The 20,596-nt window shown below is 65.1% G+C and carries 21 protein-coding genes and 1 pseudogene; 19 read left to right on the top strand and 3 right to left on the bottom strand.

Annotated features, from left to right (window positions below; genetic code table 11):
* Positions 1-122: 122 nt before the first annotated feature.
* From NFX52_RS12210 to NFX52_RS12190, 5 genes and pseudogenes are all read left to right on the top strand, one after another.
* Positions 123-593: pseudogene (locus tag NFX52_RS12210) on the top strand (DUF932 domain-containing protein); the annotation flags it as partial.
* 78 nt (positions 594-671) lie between these two features.
* The gene (locus NFX52_RS12205) at positions 672-2,726 is read left to right on the top strand and encodes a ParB/RepB/Spo0J family partition protein (protein WP_055400582.1); all 2,055 of its coding nucleotides are present in this window, start codon (positions 672-674) and stop codon (positions 2,724-2,726) included.
* Between the two features lie 63 nt (positions 2,727-2,789).
* A complete protein-coding gene (locus NFX52_RS12200; protein ID WP_055400580.1) occupies positions 2,790-3,002 on the top strand; it encodes a hypothetical protein in 213 nt (70 codons plus the stop codon).
* Positions 3,003-3,206: 204 nt separating this feature from the next.
* On the top strand, positions 3,207-4,034 hold the full coding sequence (locus NFX52_RS12195; protein ID WP_055400578.1) for a hypothetical protein: 828 nt from the start codon (positions 3,207-3,209) through the stop codon (positions 4,032-4,034).
* Between the two features lie 862 nt (positions 4,035-4,896).
* The gene (locus NFX52_RS12190; RefSeq protein ID WP_055400576.1) at positions 4,897-5,211 is read left to right on the top strand and encodes a DUF736 domain-containing protein; all 315 of its coding nucleotides are present in this window, start codon (positions 4,897-4,899) and stop codon (positions 5,209-5,211) included.
* A gap of 375 nt (positions 5,212-5,586) precedes the next feature.
* Here the strand turns inward: NFX52_RS12190 and NFX52_RS12185 are convergent, their stop codons facing one another.
* The gene (locus tag NFX52_RS12185; RefSeq protein WP_055400574.1) at positions 5,587-5,877 is read right to left on the bottom strand and encodes a helix-turn-helix domain-containing protein; all 291 of its coding nucleotides are present in this window, start codon (positions 5,875-5,877) and stop codon (positions 5,587-5,589) included.
* A gap of 214 nt (positions 5,878-6,091) precedes the next feature.
* Here NFX52_RS12185 and NFX52_RS12180 point away from each other — a divergent pair, with 214 nt between their 5' ends.
* The 9 genes from NFX52_RS12180 (at position 6,092) to NFX52_RS12140 (ending at position 13,782) form a co-directional block, all read left to right on the top strand.
* Positions 6,092-6,439, top strand: coding sequence for a DUF2958 domain-containing protein (locus NFX52_RS12180; RefSeq protein ID WP_055400572.1), 348 nt, complete (start codon positions 6,092-6,094; stop codon positions 6,437-6,439).
* A gap of 338 nt (positions 6,440-6,777) precedes the next feature.
* Positions 6,778-7,572, top strand: a complete 795-nt coding sequence (locus NFX52_RS12175; protein WP_055400570.1) for a DUF2285 domain-containing protein — start codon at positions 6,778-6,780, stop codon at positions 7,570-7,572.
* A gap of 83 nt (positions 7,573-7,655) precedes the next feature.
* Positions 7,656-7,937, top strand: coding sequence for a helix-turn-helix transcriptional regulator (locus NFX52_RS12170; protein ID WP_055400591.1), 282 nt, complete (start codon positions 7,656-7,658; stop codon positions 7,935-7,937).
* A gap of 26 nt (positions 7,938-7,963) precedes the next feature.
* Positions 7,964-8,821 carry a replication initiator protein A gene (locus NFX52_RS12165; RefSeq protein ID WP_055400589.1) on the top strand — a complete coding sequence of 286 codons (858 nt, stop codon included), beginning with the start codon at positions 7,964-7,966 and terminating at the stop codon, positions 8,819-8,821.
* 289 nt (positions 8,822-9,110) lie between these two features.
* Positions 9,111-9,749, top strand: coding sequence for a ParA family partition ATPase (gene parA, locus NFX52_RS12160; protein ID WP_055400588.1), 639 nt, complete (start codon positions 9,111-9,113; stop codon positions 9,747-9,749).
* The gene (locus NFX52_RS12155) at positions 9,746-10,030 is read left to right on the top strand and encodes a hypothetical protein (RefSeq protein ID WP_055400568.1); all 285 of its coding nucleotides are present in this window, start codon (positions 9,746-9,748) and stop codon (positions 10,028-10,030) included. The genes parA and NFX52_RS12155 overlap by 4 nt, the downstream gene beginning before the upstream one ends.
* Positions 10,027-10,584, top strand: a complete 558-nt coding sequence (locus NFX52_RS12150) for a DUF2840 domain-containing protein (RefSeq protein ID WP_055400566.1) — start codon at positions 10,027-10,029, stop codon at positions 10,582-10,584. Before NFX52_RS12155 ends, NFX52_RS12150 begins: the two co-directional genes overlap by 4 nt.
* On the top strand, positions 10,581-11,180 hold the full coding sequence (locus tag NFX52_RS12145; protein WP_055400564.1) for a S26 family signal peptidase: 600 nt from the start codon (positions 10,581-10,583) through the stop codon (positions 11,178-11,180). Before NFX52_RS12150 ends, NFX52_RS12145 begins: the two co-directional genes overlap by 4 nt.
* 613 nt (positions 11,181-11,793) lie before the next feature.
* A complete protein-coding gene (locus NFX52_RS12140) occupies positions 11,794-13,782 on the top strand; it encodes a relaxase/mobilization nuclease domain-containing protein (RefSeq protein WP_055400562.1) in 1,989 nt (662 codons plus the stop codon).
* A gap of 34 nt (positions 13,783-13,816) precedes the next feature.
* Here the strand turns inward: NFX52_RS12140 and NFX52_RS12135 are convergent, their stop codons facing one another.
* Both NFX52_RS12135 and pdxR read right to left on the bottom strand, forming a co-directional pair.
* Positions 13,817-14,056, bottom strand: coding sequence for a hypothetical protein (locus tag NFX52_RS12135; protein ID WP_055400560.1), 240 nt, complete (start codon positions 14,054-14,056; stop codon positions 13,817-13,819).
* Positions 14,031-15,527, bottom strand: coding sequence for a MocR-like pyridoxine biosynthesis transcription factor PdxR (gene pdxR, locus NFX52_RS12130; RefSeq protein ID WP_055400558.1), 1,497 nt, complete (start codon positions 15,525-15,527; stop codon positions 14,031-14,033). The genes NFX52_RS12135 and pdxR overlap by 26 nt, the downstream gene beginning before the upstream one ends.
* 108 nt (positions 15,528-15,635) lie before the next feature.
* On the opposite strand from pdxR, the gene NFX52_RS12125 reads away from it, so the two are divergent.
* Genes NFX52_RS12125 through NFX52_RS12105 form a run of 5 tightly spaced genes read left to right on the top strand, consistent with a single transcriptional unit; the run spans position 15,636 to position 20,586 of the window.
* Positions 15,636-16,892, top strand: a complete 1,257-nt coding sequence (locus NFX52_RS12125) for a benzoate/H(+) symporter BenE family transporter (protein WP_055400556.1) — start codon at positions 15,636-15,638, stop codon at positions 16,890-16,892.
* The gene (locus tag NFX52_RS12120) at positions 16,885-17,700 is read left to right on the top strand and encodes a YggS family pyridoxal phosphate-dependent enzyme (protein ID WP_055400554.1); all 816 of its coding nucleotides are present in this window, start codon (positions 16,885-16,887) and stop codon (positions 17,698-17,700) included. Before NFX52_RS12125 ends, NFX52_RS12120 begins: the two co-directional genes overlap by 8 nt.
* Positions 17,697-18,416, top strand: a complete 720-nt coding sequence (locus tag NFX52_RS12115) for a glutamine amidotransferase (RefSeq protein WP_055400552.1) — start codon at positions 17,697-17,699, stop codon at positions 18,414-18,416. The genes NFX52_RS12120 and NFX52_RS12115 overlap by 4 nt, the downstream gene beginning before the upstream one ends.
* On the top strand, positions 18,413-19,369 hold the full coding sequence (gene pdxK / locus NFX52_RS12110; protein ID WP_082437551.1) for a pyridoxine/pyridoxal/pyridoxamine kinase: 957 nt from the start codon (positions 18,413-18,415) through the stop codon (positions 19,367-19,369). The genes NFX52_RS12115 and pdxK overlap by 4 nt, the downstream gene beginning before the upstream one ends.
* The gene (locus NFX52_RS12105; protein WP_055400550.1) at positions 19,345-20,586 is read left to right on the top strand and encodes an aspartate aminotransferase family protein; all 1,242 of its coding nucleotides are present in this window, start codon (positions 19,345-19,347) and stop codon (positions 20,584-20,586) included. The genes pdxK and NFX52_RS12105 overlap by 25 nt, the downstream gene beginning before the upstream one ends.
* Positions 20,587-20,596: the final 10 nt, after the last annotated feature.

The raw sequence follows: 20,596 nt of genomic DNA, 5'->3' as shown, positions 1-20,596 counted from the left end.
TGGTCTCCTTGTGGGCGACATGCCCAGCAAGGAGGATTGCTATGTACAGCGTTATTGGCCAGCAAGACTTGCTCGCTCAGGCGCAAGTCGAATGACTGGACATAGTTCGACGCTGGACATAGTTCCGTTTCGTGTGCAGCAATGGGCTGGTGTGCGGTGACACCGTGGCCGATGTGCGCGTGCCCCACAAAGGCAACGTGGCCGGGCACGTCATAGCAGGCGCTTACGAGGTGTTGAGCGGCTTCGAGCGGGTGAAGGAATCCCGCAATCTCATGCGCGGCATCACCTTGGACGATGGCGAATCCGAAGTGTTCGCCCGTGCTGCGCTGGCTTTGAAGTACAACGACCCGAACAAGCCTGCGCCTATCACCGAATCTCAGATTCTGATGCCGCGCCGCTTCGAGGATCGCCGCCCCGACCTGTGGAGCGTGTTCAACCGCACGCAGGAGAACCTGACCAAGGGCGGATTGCATGGCCGCAGCGCCAATGGCCGCAGGCAGCAAACCCGCCCCGTGCAGGGCATTGATTCCGACATTCGCCTGAACCGCGCCCTGTGGCTGCTGGCCGATGGCATGCGCGCCCTCAAAGCCTGACCCGTTCCCGACATTTTCCCGCCGGAGGGGCGGTTTCCCCTCCATTCCCTGTCTGTTTCATTTGATTGGAGATACACCATGAACGCCGTTACCCGTACCGAAACCCTGGCCGTCAACACCGCAGCCAGCAGCACCGCCAACGTGCTGCAAGCCGCCGACCCGAGCAAGAACATGATTCTGGTTCCGCTGTCGCAGCTGGTGCTGCGCCCCACGGGCCGCAACGTGCGCAAGACCCCGCGCATGTCCATTCCCGAACTGGCCGCGAGCATCCAGCGCGTGGGCCTGCTGCAAAACCTCATCGTGATTCCCGCTGCCGATGGCGAGCATTACGAAGTGGTGGCCGGTGGCCGCAGGCTGGCCGCGTTGAAGCTGCTGGCGAAGAAGCACCGCCTCGCCAAGGATTGGGAGGTGCCTTGCCTGCTGGTGGCCGATGGTACGGCCCGCACGGCCAGCCTCACCGAGAACGTGCAGCGCGAAGCCATGCACCCGGCAGACCAGTTTGAAGCCTTCGCGGCGCTGGTGGCCGAAGGCCGGCCCATCGAAGACATTGCAGCGGATTTTTCCGTCACGCCGCTGGTGGTGCAGCGGCGCTTGAAGCTGGCGAATGTTTCGCCACGCTTGATGGCCGACTACCGGGCCGATGCCGTCACGCTCGACCAACTCATGGCGCTTTCCATCACTGACGATCATGCTTCGCAAGACGCCGCGTTCTACGATGCGCCGCAGTGGCAGCGCAGTCCGTCTGCGCTGCGCGAACGCCTCACCGAGCGCGAGATTGATGCTTACCGGCATCCGCTGGTGCGATTCGTCGGGTTGGACACCTACGAAGCCGCAGGCGGCGGGATTCGCCGCGATCTGTTCGCGGAAGGCGATGCGGGCGTGTACCTCAACGATGCGGCCTTGCTGGAACGGCTGGCGCACGAGAGGCTGGCGGGCATCGCCGCCGAGGTGAAGGCCGAAGGCTGGGCATGGGTGGATGCTGCACACGCCGCCACCTATGCCGACCTGCAAGCGTTTCAACGCGCCCCGAGAGAGCGGCGCACGCCGGGCAAGCGCGAAGCCCTGCGCATCGAGAAGCTGCAAGCCAGGATGCGGGAGGTAGCCGAAGCCCTCGATGCCGCGATGGACGCCGACGACGAGGACAAGGCCGACGCCTTGCAGGAGGAAGGTGAGCGCCTGGGCCAGCAGTTGCAGGCACTGGAAGATGGTTTGCTGGACTATGCCGCGAACATGCGGGCCGCTGCCGGTGCCATCGTCACCATCGACCGCAACGGCGAGGCAGTGATTCATCGAGGGCTGATGCGTGAGGCCGAAGCGAAGGCGCTGCGCACGCCGGAAAAGTTGCGCCAAGGTTTCGGCAGCGTGGAAGCCGAGAACGACGACGAAGGCGAGAACGACGAAGCGCCCAAGGCCGCTATCTCTGATCGGTTGGCCCAACGCCTCAGCGCCCACCGTACCGCCGCGCTGCAAATCGAAGTTGCCCGGCATCCGCAGGTGGCATTGGCCGCACTGGTGCATGGCATGGTGCAAACCGTCCTGCAGGACAGCCACTACGGGCACGATCTGCCGCTGGGCGTGCGTCTCACGGCACAAGACCGGCTGGAAGGCATGGGCCCGGACTGGCCCGAATCGTCCGCTGCTGAGGCGCTGCGCGAATTGCAACAGGCATGGGGCGGCAAGCTGCCCAAGGACAGCGCCGAACTGTTCACCGCGCTGCTGGCGATGGAGCAAGGCGAACTGGTCAAGTTGCTGGCCGTGTGCGTGGCGTCCACGGTGGATGTGGTGACGCCCCGCGCCACGCCACACCAGCCCGGCGCGGAACTGGCACAGGCCGTGGGCCTCGACATGGCCGCATGGTGGAAGCCGACCGCCGAAGGCTACTTCAAGCATGTTTCCAAGGCCGTGATTCTGGATGCCGTGGGCGCGTTCGCACCGGAGCACGTCACCCGGCTGGCGAAGCTGAAGAAGGCCGACATTGCCAGCGAAGCCGAACGGCTGGCCGATGGCACGGGCTGGATGCCCGCCATCTTCAAGGCCGAAGACCCGCGGGAAGCAATGCAGGAAGCGGCGCAGGACGCCCCGGAGGATGCCGAAGCCGTGGCGGATGAACCCGCCGAGGCCTTGGCCGCTTGACCCACGCCGAAGGCAAGCGCCCTGGCTTCGACCGGGGCGCTTCGCTTGGTAGGAGAACCGCCCATGAGCCGCACCACCACCACCAGCCGCTCGCGCATGGCGGCGATCTATGCACCTGGCACAGTGCGCGCCCGCCGCTGGCACGGCGAAGGCGACGTGCGCAGCTACCGTCCGCCCTCGGGTTGGACGGCCAGCGCCGACCTCACGGACATTCACCCCATCACGGGCCGCGCTTTGTCGCGCGCCGTGTGGTGGATCATCGAGACGAAGGAATAACCGCGACCAGCACCGCGCCCAGGCCGTTCCGCCCTGGGCGCGGTGGACGCAAAATCCGGGCGCGGCAGTGGCCGCGCCCGGTGTTGAAGCAGAACAGCCAGAACATCGCGTCGCCGCCTTCGGTGGCTCAGGCAACGGCGTTAAAGGCATCCCCACATATGCGCTGCTGCGTGGAAAGATCATCGCAGGCGGCACAATCCAGTCATGCCTGCAGAACAGCCAATCCCAATCGACGTTATTCGCGAATCCCTCGAACGCTCGGGATACCTGATGAAGTCTCGTGTTGTGCGCGCGCTCACGGCGGCAGACTTCTTCGTGGAGCCGAACGTCACGCACAAAGACATTCACGGCAAGGCGCGGGGAATCGATCTTACGGCGGAAACCGCTGGTGGACTGAATCGACGCGGCGTTTGCGTCAAGACGACGTTCGTGATCCAAACCATCAACAACGCTTTTCCCATCGTTCTCCTGACGGAGCGGCCCTCGACGCCCAACGCAGACTTCGAGAGCTACATCAAGTTCGGCACAAGCCCGGTTCCTTGCCCCTTCCTCGATCAGATTCACCCCTACGAGGAGAGGCCCGCGGACTGGCGCAATCTGTTCTCAGAGATTTGCGCGCTAAGCAAGCTGCATGGTCGGGACGAGTTCACGGCATGTCAACCCGATGACATCTATTCGTCGCTGCTCAAGGCCAGCCAGTACACGGAAGACGAAGTGGGCGCGTTCAACGGGTGGATCACAGAGGAGACGGGGCGGTATTGGCGCTTGTTCTTCTGGCACCCGATGGTGGTCGTGAGCGGCCAGCTTCTCACCGCAAAGGTGACTGCAGACGGGGCGGTGCAACTGCAAGAAGTGCCACTTGCCAGACTGGAATTCAACTGGCACGACGGCGAAGATCGGAAAACGACGGTCGTGGAGGTCATTCGAGAGGATTTCCTGCTGGAACGCCTCGACTCAATACGCGTGCAGGACGATACCATCGAGGCGCGCATTCATACGATCAAGCTGAAGCACGAACCGGAAGCTGACTGACGGGAAGGCGAGGCAGTACCGACGTCACTTCAGGCCAGCATCTGCATCTGTTTCCTTCCAAAATATAGAACGGCCTGGGCGTGTCGGCGCGATGCACCGCCGGGCTTTCGGGCTGCGCCCCGTGCCGCCTTTGTCGTCACGGCCATTCGGCTTCAATCCCTCACTCCTTCGCGCCTGCGGCGCTGCGCGCTTCGCTTGCCTCCAGGGGATCGGCGCAAGGCCCATCCCCGCCGCGCGTTGCTTGGCGCCCCTCAAATACCACCGAACCGGATACGCCGGATCGGCCCGGCCAGCGCTCCGCCGCGATGGGCGGGGCACTGGCGAACACGCTGGCGCTTGCTGCGGCAGGTTCTGCGGATGCGTGCCGCCCTCGACGCTGGCGGTTCTCGTCTATCGCATCACGAAGGATGGTTCACGGACACACCGCTCGACCTCGCTATGAAACTTCCACGCCACGCTTCAAGATCGGCATCGCAAGGTGCGGCAGGGGCTTTCTCGTCAGTCGTTGGAGCGTTGACCTGGCCCGCGTCAGGGAACGAGTCGGTGAAGCCTTCGTGCGGGTATGCCGAATCGGCCATAACTCCTTTCGGAGCGGATCGGCCCAAGGCGTCCTTGTCTCGTTGTGAATCCTGGCGGGGGCACGGCTGCGCCTCGGGCTTCATGGCTGCAACCGTCCAGCAAAAACAATTTCCCCTGCTTTGTCACTGCGTTCGGCGCATTCCTCGCGGGACAAATTCTTTTCGCCTTCCGGTTCTCCACTGCGTTGCGACCGCAAGCGGTGCAGCCAGCCCGTCCCCCGCCGATCGGATCACAACAAGGACGCGATGGGCGCGAACCTTGTTCAACCGAAAGGAAATTCATCATGGCCAACATCGGCACCTTCACCGCAGACAAAGACGGCTTCACCGGCACGCTTCGCACCCTGACGCTCAACGTCAAGGTCAAACTGGTTCCCAACGACAAGGGCGACAAGGAGAACGCCCCCGACTTCCGCCTCCAGGCGACCGGCCACGACATCGGCGCGGCGTGGAGGAAGACCAGCGAAGCCGGCAGAGCCTACGTGTCCTGCACCCTCGATGACCCTTCGTTCCCGGCGACGGTCTATGCTCGCCTGATCGAGGAAGAGGACGGCACACACACGTTGATCTGGTCGCGCAGCAAGCCCCAGGCGGCCTGACGGCCACTGCGCCCCGCCCATTTCGGCGGGGCGCAGTGCTGCTTTCGCGGCACTGCAAGAGGCAGGGCTGTATCGGCTGCCTCTATCTGCATGGCTTGAATCTGTGGCTGCGAGGACGGCATGGCGTGTCGGCGCGATGCGCCGCCGGGCTTTCGGGCTGCGCCCCGTGCCGCCTTTGTCGTCACGGCCATTCGGCATCAATCCCTCACGCCTTCGCGCCTTCGCGCCTGCGGCGCTGCGCGCTGGCGCTTACCTCCAGGGGAAGGCCCAAGGGGCTATCCCCGCCGCGCAGAGCTTGGCACCCCTGAATGCCCCGAACCGGCTGCGCCGGATCGGCCAGGTCAGCGCCTTGTCACAAGGGCGGGTTTCCTATCGCTACGACCGGGCCGCAGCAAGCTGGCCTTCGGTCTTGCTCATCAGCACTGCCGTGCTGCATTCAAGCGCGCCAGCGATCTTGAAGATGATCGCCAACGTGGGCATGTGCTCGCCGCGCTCGACCTTGCCCATGTGCGAACGCTCAATGCCGGCGAGGTGCGCCAGCGATTCTTGCGCGACCCCACGCTCCAACCGCAGCGCACGCACCGCCGCGCCGAAGGCCTGGGCCAGTTCGGCGTCGAAGGTGGTGGCGCCGGCCGGTCGGCCACGCTGGACAGTTCGCTTCTGCATAGACAGAAGCGTCAAGTCACAGCACAATTAAAACCACGTTATCTTTAACTCATTCGTGGATATGATTCTTTTCGTGCTTCTACGTTTTTGCGGAAATCCGTATCTACGGATTCCGACAGAACCGCAAAACCGCATCCGTACTTTTCCTCAAATCCATCGATACGGCTTTACGCTTTCACGCTTTGGCGGATTTGTGTCAATGAAGGGGCCATCCATGAACCAACTCATCACCGAGGACGAGCGCAGGCAGTTGCTGGCCCACGGCCAGGCCTGTGCCGCTGGCAGGGCCATCGACCCGCTGCCCGTGGTGCGGCTGTTCACGCCCGATGCGCACGCCACCTGGCTGCTGGTCGCACTCAATCCCGTCGATGGGGACACGGCCTACGGCCTGATCGACCTGGGAATCAGCATGCCCGAGCTGGGCCACGTGAAGCTGTCCGATCTGGCCTCCATCGTCGGGCCGCGCCAGCAGCCCGTGATGCGGGATCGGTATTTCCAGGCCGTGCGACCGCTGTCGGAGTACCTGCGACTGGCGCAGGAAAACGGTTCCATCGTCGATTGAACCGTTCGCGCCCCGGCCAAGCCGGGCGTATTGAGACTATTTCAGTCTGGCATCAGACCTGGCCGGTCTGAATCCGAACTCTTGCATCAAACCTGTGTATCTGTGGCTAAAACAGTCACGATCTTTCATGCGGGTTGCGGCACGGTGTTCTGTGCCGCGTGACGCTTTGGGATTGCGCGGTCGTCGTATTCGGACGAATTTCGCAATACACCGGAGCCAATCGGTCTTGACACTCAATGTTACAGCTTGCCCCGATTCTGATGGCAATTGGTTGTCTGCGATAGCCCTGTGTTGAACGCCCGTGGCGACGTTCCTGATCTTCGACAGGAGCCTGCGCTATGGCCGAGCATCACACCGAACCCTGGTATCCGACAGCCGCGTATCTCTACACACTGCACCTCGATGGCCTGGCGCTGGCCTGGGAGTACCTGCGCCGCAATCCCGATTACCGGCTCGACTGGCTGCGCCGTCATCGCCGGCCGCAGGTGGCACAGCCAGTGGCGCATCGCTGGGGCTTGCGCCTGCTGGAAGACCCGGCACTGGATGCGCGTGACGCGCACCCAGCCTGGTTCCCCGACCACGATGGCGTGCTCCAGCTCTACCCGGACGCTGATCCGCCAATGGACGCCATCGTCTTCGCGTTCTGGAGTCTGCCCGGCAGCAAATGCCTGATCCATGACGGCAAGCGACTGATGCTGGTGCTGCGCTGGCCGGGCTACAGCCTGCGGCTGGCTATCGCGCCTGGCCTGGCCGATGGCATGGCCTTCGCCTATGCCATCCGCGCCTGCGCGCAGTTGCAGGGGCTGGCCGCCATGCTGCAAAAGCTCGCGACCGCCGTTGATGCCACGCCTGCGGCGGTGGCATCGGTGCGGCCATCGCTGTCGGCATTGCAGGAACTGCACACCTTGCAGGCGCTCGACGCCGCCCTGGCGGGTGCCTCTTTGCGCGAGATCGCTGAAGGGTTGTACGGAGTCGATGCGGCGGTGGACTGGTACAGCGACGGCGGCTTGCGCTCCAAGGTGCGCCGCCTGGTGCAACGCGGCGATGCGTTGATGCGCGGCGGCTACCGCCGCCTAGCACAACTTCCGCCCCTTGAGAAGGGTCGTTCTGCATCCAGCGCAGATCGGCCCTGAGCAGAACAGCCGCGTTTTCTGAGACTACCTCCATCCGGTTGCGCTTTGTGGCCGGAACCTTTTAACCGATGGAGGTTTTCACCATGCGTCCTACTCCCTTGCGACCTGCTGCCGCTCTCGCGACTACTCCCGCGCAGCCCCAACGCTATTTGACCAACGACGAAGCTGCCGACTACCTGCGCCTATCGCCGCGCACGCTGGAGAAACAGCGCGTGATCGGAGGCGGTCCGAAGTTTCGCAAGTTCGGGCGGCGCGTCATGTACGCCGTGGCCGACCTCGATACCTGGGCCGCGGAGCGCAGCTACGAGACGACTTCTGATCCTGAGTACGCCGAGCAGCATGCGGCGGACAGCCGTGCGCGCTAATCGCTGGCACGCGGGTGGCCTTCGCCATGTCCAGCCCATCGCTGCCATCACGGCAGCGACCGTCGCAGGAGCGCGAACAGCTCGACCTGTTCCGCGCCCTGCCGGGCGACATGGCGCCGCGCGACAGCCAGGACCTGATGGCCTTTCCGTTCTTCTCGCTGGCGAAGTCGCGGCGCACGGCGCCGATCGACTTCCGCGCCAGCGGCATCACGATCCGCGTGGAAGGGACGGCCGAGCATGGCATCGCCACGATCTGGGATGCGGACGTGCTGATCTGGGCCGCCAGCCAGATCGTGGAGGCGCGCGATGCGGGCTTGCGCCCGTCGCGGCTGATGCAGGCCACGCCCTACGAGATCCTGCGCTTCATCGGGCGTGGCACCTCGCTGCGCGACTACCAGCGCCTCAAAGCGGCCCTGGATCGCCTGCAATCGACCACGGTGGCCACGTCCATCCGGGAGACCACGGGCAGGCGACTGCACCGCTTCTCCTGGATCAACGAGTGGAAGGAGCTGGCCGACAGCAGCGGTACGCCGCTGGGCATCGAGCTGATCCTGCCGGACTGGTTCTATGCGGGCGTGCTGGATGCGGCACTGGTGCTGACCATCGACCCGGCGTATTTCCGGCTGACGGGTGGCATCGAGCGCTGGCTGTACCGGCTGGTGAGGAAGCACGGCGGGCGACAGCCGGGTGGCTGGCAGTTCGACTTCCAGCACCTGTACCGCAAATCGGGCAGCGTCGCGCGGTACTACGATTTCGCCGCCGACCTGCGGGCGCTCGTGACGCGGCAAGCCTTGCCCGGCTACCAGTTGGGCGTCGAGCATGTCTCGGGTCTTTCTTCCCCGTTGCTGACGTTCCGGCCCGTGCCGCCCACGGCACGGGGATAACTGCGGCAAAGCCTGTGGATGGGCTCGTGCTATCAGGCAACACAGGTATCGTGCTATCAGGCAACAGATCCTCGTGCTATCAGGCAACAAAATCGGCCGCAAAGCCAATGCTGGCGCGGGTTTCGGCCTCCCTTAACTTACCTAACTTAAATACTCTAACTTTTAGTAGCAGCGCGCCGTTTCGGTGGACAAGCGCCAAAAGGCAACAAGCGCAGCAAGCCAGAAACCCGAAACAACCTCGTTTTGCAAGGCGCGCGCAAGCCAGCTTTCCCGCTTGGAGGGCCGCGTCATGATCGTCGCCTTGCTCAACCAGAAAGGCGGCGTGGGCAAGACCACGCTCGCCACGCACATCGCCGGAGAGCTGGCGATGCGCGGGCAATCGGTCATCCTGCTGGATTCCGATCCGCAAGGCTCTGCCCTGGACTGGACGCAGCGCCGAAGTCAGCAAGGCTTGCCAAGGCTGTTCAGCGCCGTGGGCCTGGCACGCGAAGCCCTGCATCAGGAAGCGCCAGAACTCGCCAGACGGGCCGATCACGTCGTCATTGATGGACCACCCAGGATCGCGGCCTTGGCGCGCTCCGCGCTGCTAGCGGCCGAGCGTGTGCTGATTCCCGTGCAGCCCAGCCCCTACGACCTGTGGGCTTCGGCGGAAATGGTGGCGCTGATCCGGGAAGCGCAGGTGTTCCGGCCGCAGCTCCGTGCAGCCTTTGTCATCAACCGGCGTGTCAGCACCACCGTGATCGGACGCGAAGCACGCCAGGCGCTCGCCGACCAGCCGCTGCCTGCGCTGCGTTCGGAAGTGCATCAACGCATCGTCTTCGCCGACAGCGTGGCCGCTGGCCGGCTTGCACGCGAGACGGCGCCCGACAGCGCCGCCGCACGCGAAATCACCACGCTGGTGGACGAACTGCTGCGGTGGCCGACATGACAGCCAATCCACCACCCAACAGCAAACGCCCGGCCAAGCGCGTCGGTATCGGAGCGCGCCCGCCAGCGAATCCGCACGCCGAGGCGTGGATTCGCCAAGGCGACGGCGATGCACTCAACAAGGGCGACACCTACACGGCTCGCCTCACGCTCGATATCACGCCCGCCATGCGCTCGCGCATCAAGGTATCGGCCTTCACGCAAGGCGTGACGGTGGCGGACGTGCTGCGCGCGCTGCTGGAGCGGGAGTTTCCTGAACACCGCAGGGAGAACACACCATGAACATGTCCGCTTTGCCTGCCACCGCACCTGTTGCCATCGCGACCACGGCGGCACCGTCGCCGTCGCTCGCTGTGTTCGCGGGCCGGCCTTCCTCCACTCCGCTGACGCGCGTTGCGTTGGCCTACGTGGAGCACCGAATCAAGCTCTACCTGCGCTTTGGGGAACCTGCGCGCACGCTGCGGCTCGACCGCTGGCGCAGCGTGGCCGTGTTCGTGCCGAACGCGGTGTTCTGTCGCATCCGCTGGCAGTCCAACGACTACGGCACGATCCGCTGGCAGCTCATGGTGATGCAGGCTTGCACGCCTTTGGATGACGCGCAGCGCATCGCTGGCGTGCAACCGGGCGCGCGCCTGCTGCTGCACGCCGAGGGCGACAACCAGGTCCGTGCTGTGCTGGAGCATATCGACGCCATCGAGGCGCTGGGCATCGCGCCTGTCGGCGTCTCGCCGGCGTACTGGCGCACGCTGGGCAACCGGCTCGCGGCGCGCTTGCCGCTGCCCGAATACACCGCCGAGCGGCATGCCGCCTGGCTGGCCGGAAGGGTGTCGCCATGACCGCCGCAGCAACATCCATTTCTCGCTCGCCTGCGCATTTGCGTTGGCATGCTCGCCTCGTGCTGGCTGCACTGTCCGCCTGCGGCTTAGCTGCGTTGGCCTGGGCGGCGTTCGTGCAGCCGCTGCCGCGCTTGGTCTACAACCCGTCCGACAGCGTAGCGGTCGGCTGGTACCGCGTCGATCCGACGGGCCACGGTGCCGACTCGCTGCCACGTCCGCTACCACCTTCGTTGCGCGTGGGCAGCATCGTGCTGACCCGCTTGCCCGTCGACGCTGCCGCGCTGGCTGCGCAGCGCGGCTACCTTCCAGCGCGTGTGCCGCTGCTCAAACGTGTGGGCGCGGTCACGCCGCAGCACGTGTGTGTGTTCGATGCGCTGGTGTGGATCGACGGCGTGCCGGTGGCCGCCGTGCGGTCTGCCGACCGGCTGGGCCGTCTGCTGCCATCCTGGCCGCAATGCCGCCAGCTTCGGCCTGGCGAATTATTCCTTCTGAGCGCGACCAACCCGGTGTCTTTCGACAGCCGGTATTTTGGGCCGGTCAGCGCATCCGCCGTGATCGGCGTGGCGCACCCGGTCTGGCTGGAGGCCCGTCCATGAGGGTCGCCGGTTTGCTGCACGCCAATGTGCATTCCATCGTGCTATCGGGCGTGTCATCGCCATGTCGCCGCGCGTGCAGTGCCAATGCATTCGCATGGCACTTCGCGCTGCACCTCGGGCTGCATTCAGCGCGGTCATCCGGCGCACCAGTCACTGTATCGCTGGCTGCCGACTCGCCGTGCAGTCTGTCCGTGCGCTTGGGCGGGGCTTTCCGGCTGCACGGGCCGTGTCGCCGCGCATGGCGTGCCTGTGCTTTTGCACGGCCCACCGCGCAGCATGCGGCCCTGCATTCCATGCAGCCGTCCCACGTGCAGATGACTTGCCTCGAACACGGCCGGCCTGTGGCCGTCGCGGTGTTCGCCGGGGCGTTGGCTGCCAGTGCAGCAGCGCCACCGGGCCGCGATGGCCGGGAGCGAATGCGGGAGGCAAATGCGGAAGGCAAGACAAAAGGGTGCGGCACCCAGCCGCCCGCAAAGCTAGTCTGCACGTGGGGGTGGCGCGGCACGGTGCGGCTTCGCCGCCGTGCCGCTTGGGGCGTGAGGCCCGCGCCGATACGGGCATGTCCGCGTGCTTCGCACGACCGGACACGCCACGACTTTCCAGGGAGACAGCCATGAGCAACCGCCGCGATGACGATTTCCGCATCCGTCCAAACCCTCCAAAGGCCCCGAAGAACCGCGGTCAAGGCTTCGTGTCCAAGGTGCTCAAGCAGGTCGGAAAGACCAGCGGCGGCAAGTCCTCGGTGCGCCGCCCTGGCGGAGCTGGCAAGGGCACTGGAACCGGCCAGCGGCCCGGCTCGCGCCTGGGACGCGGCCACACGGCGGCGCGCTTCGCGGGCGCGAAGCTGATGCCCATGTCGCGGCGCGTGACCATCAAGACGCTGCTGGTCAATCAGCAGCGGGCCAGCCCGCAATCGCTCGCCAAGCACCTGCGCTACATCGAGCGTGATGGTGCGGGCCGCGATGGCGAACCGGGCCGGGCCTATGGGCCGCAGACCGACGAAGCCGATCTGGATGCGTTCAAGGAACGCAGCCAGGATGACCGGCATCACTTTCGCTTCATCGTCTCGCCCGAGGATGGCGCTGAATTGGACGATCTTCGGATGTACACGCGCCACCTGGTGGGCCGCATGGAGGCCGACCTAGGCACGCGGCTGGAATGGGTGGCGGTCGATCACTGGAACACCGACAACCCGCACACCCACCTGATCGTGCGTGGGCGCGACGACACCGGTAAAGACCTCATCATCGCGGGCGACTACATCGCCGATGGCTTCCGCCATCGCGCCGCCAAGCTGGCGACGGAGTGGCTCGGCCCGCGCACCGAGCTGGAGATCCAGCAGAGCCTGCAGCGCGAGGTGGAGCAGGAGCGGTGGACGAGCCTGGATCGCACGCTGAAACGCGAGAGTGGCGACGATGGCCGGGTGCAGATCGAACGCATTAACGACCCCCGACTGCAACGCCAGCGCCTGCTTCTGATCGGCCGCCTGCAACGCTTGCAGCGCCTGGGCCTGGCCGACGAGATGCAGCCCGGCACCTGGGCCGTCCATGCCGATGCCGAAAAGACCTTGCGTGCCCTGGGCGAGCGCGGCGACATCATCCGCACCATGCAAAGGGTCATGAGCGGCCGGCCGCGCGAGCTGGCCGTCTTCGAGCCGGGCGACGATGGGCGCACCATCGTCGGCCGCGTGGCCGCCAAGGGGCTGGCCGACGAGTTGCGCGACCGGGCCTATCTAGTCATCGACGGTGTGGACGGAAAGGCCCACTATGTCGCGCTCAATGCCCGCGACGAACCGGCGAACTATCCCACCGGATCGGTTGTGGAGGTGCGCGGTTCCGCCGAAGTGCGGGCGGCGGATCGGAACATCGCCGCGCTGACCAGCGATGGCCTGTACCGCACCGACCATCACTTGGCGATAGCTCAACGCCAAACGCAGGCCGGCCGCGATCCGCAGGAAGTCGTGGCCGCTCACGTTCGACGGCTGGAAGCCCTGCGCCGGGCCGGCATCGTGGAGCGGGTGGCCGAGGGGTTATGGAAGGTGCCGGGCGACTTGCCAGAGAAAGGTCGCCGCTATGACGCGCAGCGCCTGGGCGGCGTGGCTGTGGAGCTGAAATCGCACCTGCCTATCGAACGACAGGCGCGCGCGATCGGCGCGACCTGGCTGGATCAGCAGTTGATCGATGGCGGCAAGGGGCTGGGCGACCTGGGCTTTGGCAGCGAGGCCGAGGAGGCACTACAGAAACGAGCTGACTTCCTGAGCGAACTGGGGTTGGCGGAGCGGCGTGGTCAGCGCGTGATTCTGGCGCGCAACCTGTTGGCGACGCTGCGCAACCGGGAACTGGCACAGGCAGCCAAGAGCATTGCCGCCGATACCGGGCTGGAGCACCGCCCTATGGCTGACGGCCAGCGCGTGGTCGGCATCTACCGGCGCTCCGTCATGCTCGCCAGCGGGCGTTACGCCATGCTCGACGATGGCAAGGGCTTCAGCCTGGTGCCGTGGAAGCCAGTGATCGAGCAGCGGCTGGGGCAGCAACTCGCAGCCACCGTGGGCGGCGGCGGCGTGTCATGGATGATCGGAAGACAGCAAACGCCTTCGATCTGAAAGAGAATTCTAAGAAAACAGCTCGGGCGTCTCACTAGCCGTCCAGTGGGCTGCCGGTGTCATGTCCATTGCCTTCTTGAAGCAATTGGAGAGTTGCATGGCTGGTAGTGCGCACCGATAGCGCGGCCTCGCTGCTGCAGCAGCTCACGCTGCGCTCGCGCAGCAGAGAAGATTCACGTTGGACACCGGAGGCGATCACCCGATGGGCAACGATCTCATCCTGGCTTTTTTCACGCTTGGCATGCCGATCAGCGGCACAGCGCACGTAGCACATTTGCAAGTTTCTTGACGGCAACATCCAGCTCATGCGGGGCGTGAGCGGCGAATCCCATGAGGAAGCCTGCCTTGTGCTTGCTCGACGTATGCAGCGCCGTCAGTCCCAGCAGGTCGATTCCCGCTCGGCGTGCGGAGTCCACGGCCTCGCGCTCGGGGATGTCGCGGATGAACACACAGGGCATCTGCATGCCCCCGGCCGGCACCCTCGGTTCTACGAAGTCAGCCAGATGCTGGCGCACCAGCCGCGCCAGCACGTCACGCCGTTCGGCGTAGACGGCGCGCATGGTGCGCACATGGGCGCCGAAGTGGCCGCCTTCGATGAAGCGCGCCAGCGTGAGTTGCGGGATGGGCGCGCTGTGTCCATCCAGCAAGGTGCGGGCCACTGTCATAGGCGCCACCAACTGCATCGGCAACACCATGTAGCCGATGCGCAGGCCGGGAAACAGCGATTTGGTGAAGGTGCCGATGTAGATCGTCCGCTCGTGCGGATCGAGCCCCTGTACGCAGGCCGTGGGTTTACCTGCGTAGTGGAATTCGCTGTCGTAGTCGTCTTCGATGATCCAGCCCTGGTGCTCTCTGGCCCATTCAATGACGGCCAGGCGCCGGTCTAGCGACAGTGTCGCCCCCGTGGGGAATTGGTGCGATGGCGTCAGGAACACCGCCCTGGCCGGTTCGCCTGGCGCCTTGCTTGCCTCAATCAAATGCTCCACCCGCAGGCCGTCTGCATCCAATGGCACGGGCACGCACTCCAGTCCGGCGGCGTCGAACGCCTTACGCGCGCCGTGGTACACGGGGTCTTCGATGAATATCTGGTCACCCGCATCGAGCAACACCGTGGCGCACAGGGTCAGGGCTTGCTGAGAACTGGTCAGCACCAGCACACGCTCGGGTGTGGCGCGCGCACCGCGTTCGAGATTGACGTAATCCGCGATGGCACGCCGCAGCGGCGCCATTCCCTGTGGTGGGCTGTGCAGCAGCGCCAGGGTGCCGTATTCCTTCAACACCTGCCGCTCCAGCCGCTCCCAGGTCGGTAGTGGAAAGTTGCGCGTTTCCGGTACACCGGGCGCGAATGGGCGTGGTGTCAGGAAGTCGCGCACGCCACCGCCCTGGAACATGGCGCTGCCGCGCCGACTGAGCCGCAACGTTTCCTTGGGTGCCCTCGTGCGCTGTACTGCCCCCCGCCCTGGCAAGCGCTGTGCCCGCTCCGACACAAAGCTGCCGCTGCCCACGCGCCGCTCGATGAAACCTTCCGCGTGCAACTGGCTGTAGGCCGACTCGACCGTATCGCGGGACACCCCCAAGGACTTCGCCAAGGCGCGTGACGCGGGCAATGGCCTGCCTACATCGAGCGCGCCGTCGAGGATCAGTTGCCGGATGGCCCGCTGAATGCGCGCATGCAGGGGCAAGGCGCCATGGGCCGGGTCGCCGACCCAGGCTTTGACGGATTCAAGTTGGGCATGTTTGAACAATTGGTCTGTATCTAATCAAAAAAATGGCGGGGAACACCAAGCCATTTTAAATCTATAAATACGTTTCACAAGCCATCTAACCGATTTATCAGGAGTCACCGTCAGGCCATGTCATCCGTCCCTTCACCTTCAACCGTTCGCTGGAACGATCTCACCCATCCAGTCGTAGCCGGACTGATCTCGGTCATCGTCAACTACGGCGGCACATTCATCCTGGTGTTCCAGGCCGCCAAGGTCGCGGGCCTGAGCCCGGAACTGACGGCCTCTTGGGTGTGGTCGATTTCCATCGGTGTGGGCGTGACGGGGATCATCCTGAGCTGGATGTCCCGCGAGCCGATCATCACCGCGTGGTCCACGCCTGCGGCGGCGTTTCTGGTCACGGCGCTGGCGACCACCCCGTATGCTGAAGCCGTGGGGGCCTACCTGATTTCAGCAGCGGCATTTGTGGTGCTGGGGCTGTCGGGTTGGTTCGAGCGTGTCATCCGTCTGATCCCGCCAGGCGTGGCCGCAGGCTTGCTCGCGGGCATCCTGCTGCAGTTTGGCATTGGGGCTTTTGGTGGCATGAGCATCGACCCGCTATTGGCCGGACTGCTGATCCTCGCCTACGTGGTGTTCAAGCGATGCTCCGCACGCTATGCGGTGGTGGGCATCCTGGTGTTGGGTCTGGCCTTCCTGCTGATGCAGGATCGCGTCGATCTGTCGGGGTTGAGCCTGAAGCTGGCCACGCCAGTCTTCACCATGCCCGCTTTTTCACTCAACGCCTTGTTGAGCGTGGCGCTGCCGCTGTTCCTCATCACCCTGACCGGCCAGTACATGCCCGGCATGCTGGTGCTGCGCAATGACGGCTTCAAGACCAGCGCCAACCCCATCGTGACGGTGACCGGCCTGGGTTCGCTGCTGATGGCACCGTTCGGCTCGCATGCTTTCAACATCGCCGCCATCACGGCCGCCATCGCCACGGGCCGGGAGGCGCACGAAGATCCGTCCAAACGCTGGATCGCGGGCATCGCCGCAGGCGTGTGCTACATCCTCGTGGGCGTGTTCGGCGTGACGCTGGCCGCCGTCTTCATGGCCTTCCCAGCGACCTTCATCACCACGCTGGCGGGGCTGGCGCTGCTGGGCACTATCGGCGGCAGCCTCGCCACCGCCTTGGCCGATGTGAGGACGCGCGAAGCGTCGCTGATCACCTTCCTGGCGGCCGCCGCCAACATCAGCCTGTTGGGGATTGGCGGCGCATTCTGGGGTCTGGTGATCGGCCTAATTGCCTATGCCGTGCTCAATGGAACACTGCCGCGCCGTGGGCGGCCGGCCACTGCGGCATCGGCCGCCCAACCCGCGATCAAGAGGGAGGGGGCCAATGCCTGAGCCATCGGACACCCAGACCCGTCACGACCAGCATGGCCGCTATCCGCAGGCGGCCACAGTCGATGACTTCCAACACAACCTGGCGGCGGTGCGCACCCGCATGGACGCCGCCTGCCACCGCGTCGGCCGCGACCCGGCCGGGGTGCGCCTGCTGCCGGTGAGCAAGACCAAGCCCGAGGCCAGCCTGCGCCTGGCCCATGCGGCTGGCTGCCGGATGCTGGGTGAAAACAAGGTGCAGGAAGCCTTCGGCAAATGGGAAGCCATGCAAGACTTGACCGACCTGCATTGGTCGGTCATCGGCCACCTGCAGACCAACAAGGCCAAGCTGGTGGCGCGCTTCGCCAGCGAGTTCCAGGCACTGGACAGCCTGCGCGTGGCCGAGGCACTGGAGCGTCGCCTGCAAGCCGAAGGCCGCTCGCTGGATGTGTTTGTGCAGGTCAATACCTCGGGCGAGGCCAGCAAGTACGGGCTGTCGCCCGAGGACGTTCCGGCCTTCCTGCGCGCGCTGCCCGCGTTCCCGGCGCTGCGTGTGCGCGGGCTCATGACGCTGGCGCTGTTTTCCGCCGAGGCTGAGCGGGTGCGCCAGTGCTTCATTCTCCTGCGCACGCTACGCGACCAACTGCGGCAAAGCGCTCCTGCGAGCATCGGGCTGGACGAGCTTTCCATGGGTATGTCCGGTGACTTCGAGATCGCCATCGAGGAAGGCGCCACCGTGGTGCGCGTCGGCCAGGCCATCTTCGGTGCCCGCCCTTTGCCAGACAGCCACTACTGGCCCGGCGAACCCAGCACAGAGGAGGCACAACCATGAAAACCGCCCTGGCCATCCGCCATCTGGACTTTGAAGACCTCGGCACCTTGGAGCCGCTACTCGCGGCACGCGGTTATGCCGTGCGCTACCTGGATGCCACCACCGACGACTTGCGCACTGTGAACACGGCAGCGGCAGATTTGCTGGTGGTGCTGGGTGGGCCGATCAGCGCCTTCGATGACGCCATCTATCCCTTTATCGGCGACGAACTCGCAGTGATTCTTCAGCGACTGAAAAGCCAGCGCCCGCTGCTGGGCATCTGCCTGGGCGCGCAACTGATCGCGCGGGCGCTCGGTGCCGGTGTCGCCAGCATGGGTGTCAAGGAAATCGGTTTTGCGCCACTGACGCTAACGCCGGAGGGCGAGGCGTCACCGCTGGCGGTGCTGGGCAAGGTGCCGGTGCTGCACTGGCACGGCGACCGCTTTGACATTCCCGCTGGGGCAACGCGACTGGCGGGCACGCCAAGCTGCGCCAATCAGGCTTTCAGCGTGGGCCGCCATGTGCTGGCGCTGCAATGCCATCTGGAAGCGGACCCCCGCCAGATTGAGCGCTGGCTAGTTGGCCATGCCTGCGAACTGGCGCAGGCTGGCATCGACCCGCGCGCATTACGCACCGACGCACAAGCCTTGCAATCCAGCTTGCCGCTGGCGGCACGGGCGGCCTTCACCGCCTGGCTGGACGAGATTGAGGCGGCCTGTCCAAGGGAGGCTCCATGATCGAAACCCCATCTTCTAGGGTATCTCGACCGCTATCGCTGGAGGTGGTCTCGGTGCAATCGCAGGTGGTCTACGGCCGGGTAGGAAACAACGTCGCGGTTCCGACCTTGGAGTCGCTGGGCCTGTCGGTGGCTGCGGTGCCGACCGTCGTGTTCAGCAACACGCCGCACTATCCGACGATGCACGGCGGTGCGCTGCCCGTCGAATGGTTCGAGGGATATCTACAGGATTTGTCGGCACGCGGCGCGCTGCACGCACTGCGCGCCGTCCTGGCCGGTTACCTGGGAAATCCGGGGCAAGCCGAGGTGCTGGCCCGCTGGACGCGAGCCTTGCAGGCCGAGCGCGCGGGCCTGCGCGTGGTCATCGACCCCGTGATGGGCGATCACGATCGCGGCATCTATGTCGATACCGGCATGGCCGAAGCCTACCGCCAGCATTTGCTGCCGCTGGCCCATGGACTGACACCGAACGGGTTTGAGCTGGCGCACCTGACAGGCCGCCCGGTCGATGACATGGAGAGCGTCGTTGCAGCGGCCCGAACCTTGCTGACGGGCCGCACCCAATGGATCGCGGTGACCAGTGCGGCGCCGACTACCTGGGCGGACGGTGAAATGCAGGTTGTATTTGTCACCCGCGAGCAAGCGCACGTCATCACGCATGCACGCATCGACGCCGTGCCCAAAGGAACAGGCGATCTGTTCAGCGCTGCCCTGACGGGGCATTGGCTCAACGGTGCCACCTTGCCCGAAGCCATTGCCAGGGCTTGCCAAATGATCGTGCAGGCGCTGCGCCACACCCACAACGCGCAATGCGCCGAATTGGTGCTGCCGAGCCGAGTGGTCAGCCCTCAGGCCAACAACCAGACCCACGCCCGCGAACTGGTGCGTATCCGCCAAGCGTTTTCCGAATCTCATTGGAGTCACCGTTCATGCAACACACCACTTCCCACTTGATGCGGGCCTATGCCCGCCAACCCGTCTCATTCGCACGCGGCAGCGGCGCGCTTCTGTGGGACGAGAACGGCGTGGAATACCTGGATGCCATCGCGGGCGTCGCCGTCACCAGCCTGGGCCATGCCCATCCGGAGATCGCCGCCGTCATCGCCGAGCAAGCCGGCCTGCTGCTGAACACCTCCAACGTGTACCGCATCGACTGGCAGGAGCAACTGGGCGAACGCCTGTGCGCGTTGGCGGGCATGCAGCGTGTTTTCTTCTGCAACTCTGGCGCCGAGGCCAACGAAACCGCACTCAAGCTCGCGCGCCTGCACGGGCACCGCAGGCAGGTGGCGCAGCCACAGATTCTTGTGATGGAGAACGGCTTTCATGGCCGCACCCTGGCAACACTCTCGGCCACCGGCAATCCGGCGAAGCAGCAAGGTTTTGAGCCCCTGATGCCTGGTTTCCTGCGGGTTCCGTACGACGATATCGAGGCGGTGCGCAATGCGGCAGACCAATCACCCGGCATCGTTGCGGTGCTGATCGAGCCCGTACAGGGTGAAGGTGGCATCCGCGTCGCCAGTGCCGACTATTTGAGGGAACTGCGTGCTTTGTGCGACGAGCGTGGCTGGCTGCTGATGATTGATGAGATCCAGGCGGGCATGGGGCGTACCGGGGCCTGGTTTGGGCACCAGCATGCGGGCATCACACCCGACGTCATGACCTTGGCGAAGGCGCTGGGCAACGGCTTTCCCATCGGCGCGTGCCTGGCGCGAGGTGAGGCGGCCGACCTGTTCTCGCCCGGCCAGCATGGATCGACTTTTGGCGGCAATCCGCTGGCCTGTCGCGTGGGCTGCACTGTGCTCGACATCATGGCGCGGGACAGCATGCCGCAGCGGGCCGCTGTCCTGGGAGACCGCCTGCTCACAGGCTTGCAAAAGACGCTGGGTAATCACCCGAATGTGCTGGCAATCCGGGGCCAGGGCCTGATGGCAGGCATCGAGCTGGACAGAAGTTGCAAGGAACTGGTCGGGCGGGCGTTGGAGGAGCAGCGCTTGCTCATCACGGTGACACGCGACACCACCATCCGTTTGCTGCCCCCGCTGATCTGCGACGAAGCGCAGATTGACGACATCGTGGCGCGTATCGCCCCCTTGCTGTCCTCCGTTCCTGCGCTCAGTCGTTCGAGTCCTGCGGCGCCTGACGCCGCAATGCAGGCGGAGTGTGTGAGGTGACTGTGGGTCC

The organism is Acidovorax facilis (genome assembly GCF_023913775.1).
Lineage (GTDB): Bacteria > Pseudomonadota > Gammaproteobacteria > Burkholderiales > Burkholderiaceae_C > Acidovorax > Acidovorax facilis.
The sequence above is the reverse complement of the archived record's forward strand: the minus strand, read 5'-3'. Positions and strand labels throughout refer to the sequence as shown.

Coding starts and splice junctions, on each gene's coding strand:
- NFX52_RS12205 (WP_055400582.1), top strand. CDS start 672: ATGAACGCCGTTACCCGTACCGAAACCCTGGCCGTCAACACCGCAGCC.
- NFX52_RS12200 (WP_055400580.1), top strand. CDS start 2,790: ATGAGCCGCACCACCACCACCAGCCGCTCGCGCATGGCGGCGATCTAT.
- NFX52_RS12195 (WP_055400578.1), top strand. CDS start 3,207: ATGCCTGCAGAACAGCCAATCCCAATCGACGTTATTCGCGAATCCCTC.
- NFX52_RS12190 (WP_055400576.1), top strand. CDS start 4,897: ATGGCCAACATCGGCACCTTCACCGCAGACAAAGACGGCTTCACCGGC.
- NFX52_RS12185 (WP_055400574.1), bottom strand. CDS start 5,877: ATGCAGAAGCGAACTGTCCAGCGTGGCCGACCGGCCGGCGCCACCACC.
- NFX52_RS12180 (WP_055400572.1), top strand. CDS start 6,092: ATGAACCAACTCATCACCGAGGACGAGCGCAGGCAGTTGCTGGCCCAC.
- NFX52_RS12175 (WP_055400570.1), top strand. CDS start 6,778: ATGGCCGAGCATCACACCGAACCCTGGTATCCGACAGCCGCGTATCTC.
- NFX52_RS12170 (WP_055400591.1), top strand. CDS start 7,656: ATGCGTCCTACTCCCTTGCGACCTGCTGCCGCTCTCGCGACTACTCCC.
- NFX52_RS12165 (WP_055400589.1), top strand. CDS start 7,964: ATGTCCAGCCCATCGCTGCCATCACGGCAGCGACCGTCGCAGGAGCGC.
- parA (WP_055400588.1), top strand. CDS start 9,111: ATGATCGTCGCCTTGCTCAACCAGAAAGGCGGCGTGGGCAAGACCACG.
- NFX52_RS12155 (WP_055400568.1), top strand. CDS start 9,746: ATGACAGCCAATCCACCACCCAACAGCAAACGCCCGGCCAAGCGCGTC.
- NFX52_RS12150 (WP_055400566.1), top strand. CDS start 10,027: ATGAACATGTCCGCTTTGCCTGCCACCGCACCTGTTGCCATCGCGACC.
- NFX52_RS12145 (WP_055400564.1), top strand. CDS start 10,581: ATGACCGCCGCAGCAACATCCATTTCTCGCTCGCCTGCGCATTTGCGT.
- NFX52_RS12140 (WP_055400562.1), top strand. CDS start 11,794: ATGAGCAACCGCCGCGATGACGATTTCCGCATCCGTCCAAACCCTCCA.
- NFX52_RS12135 (WP_055400560.1), bottom strand. CDS start 14,056: ATGTGCTACGTGCGCTGTGCCGCTGATCGGCATGCCAAGCGTGAAAAA.
- NFX52_RS12125 (WP_055400556.1), top strand. CDS start 15,636: ATGTCATCCGTCCCTTCACCTTCAACCGTTCGCTGGAACGATCTCACC.
- NFX52_RS12120 (WP_055400554.1), top strand. CDS start 16,885: ATGCCTGAGCCATCGGACACCCAGACCCGTCACGACCAGCATGGCCGC.
- NFX52_RS12115 (WP_055400552.1), top strand. CDS start 17,697: ATGAAAACCGCCCTGGCCATCCGCCATCTGGACTTTGAAGACCTCGGC.
- pdxK (WP_082437551.1), top strand. CDS start 18,413: ATGATCGAAACCCCATCTTCTAGGGTATCTCGACCGCTATCGCTGGAG.
- NFX52_RS12105 (WP_055400550.1), top strand. CDS start 19,345: ATGCAACACACCACTTCCCACTTGATGCGGGCCTATGCCCGCCAACCC.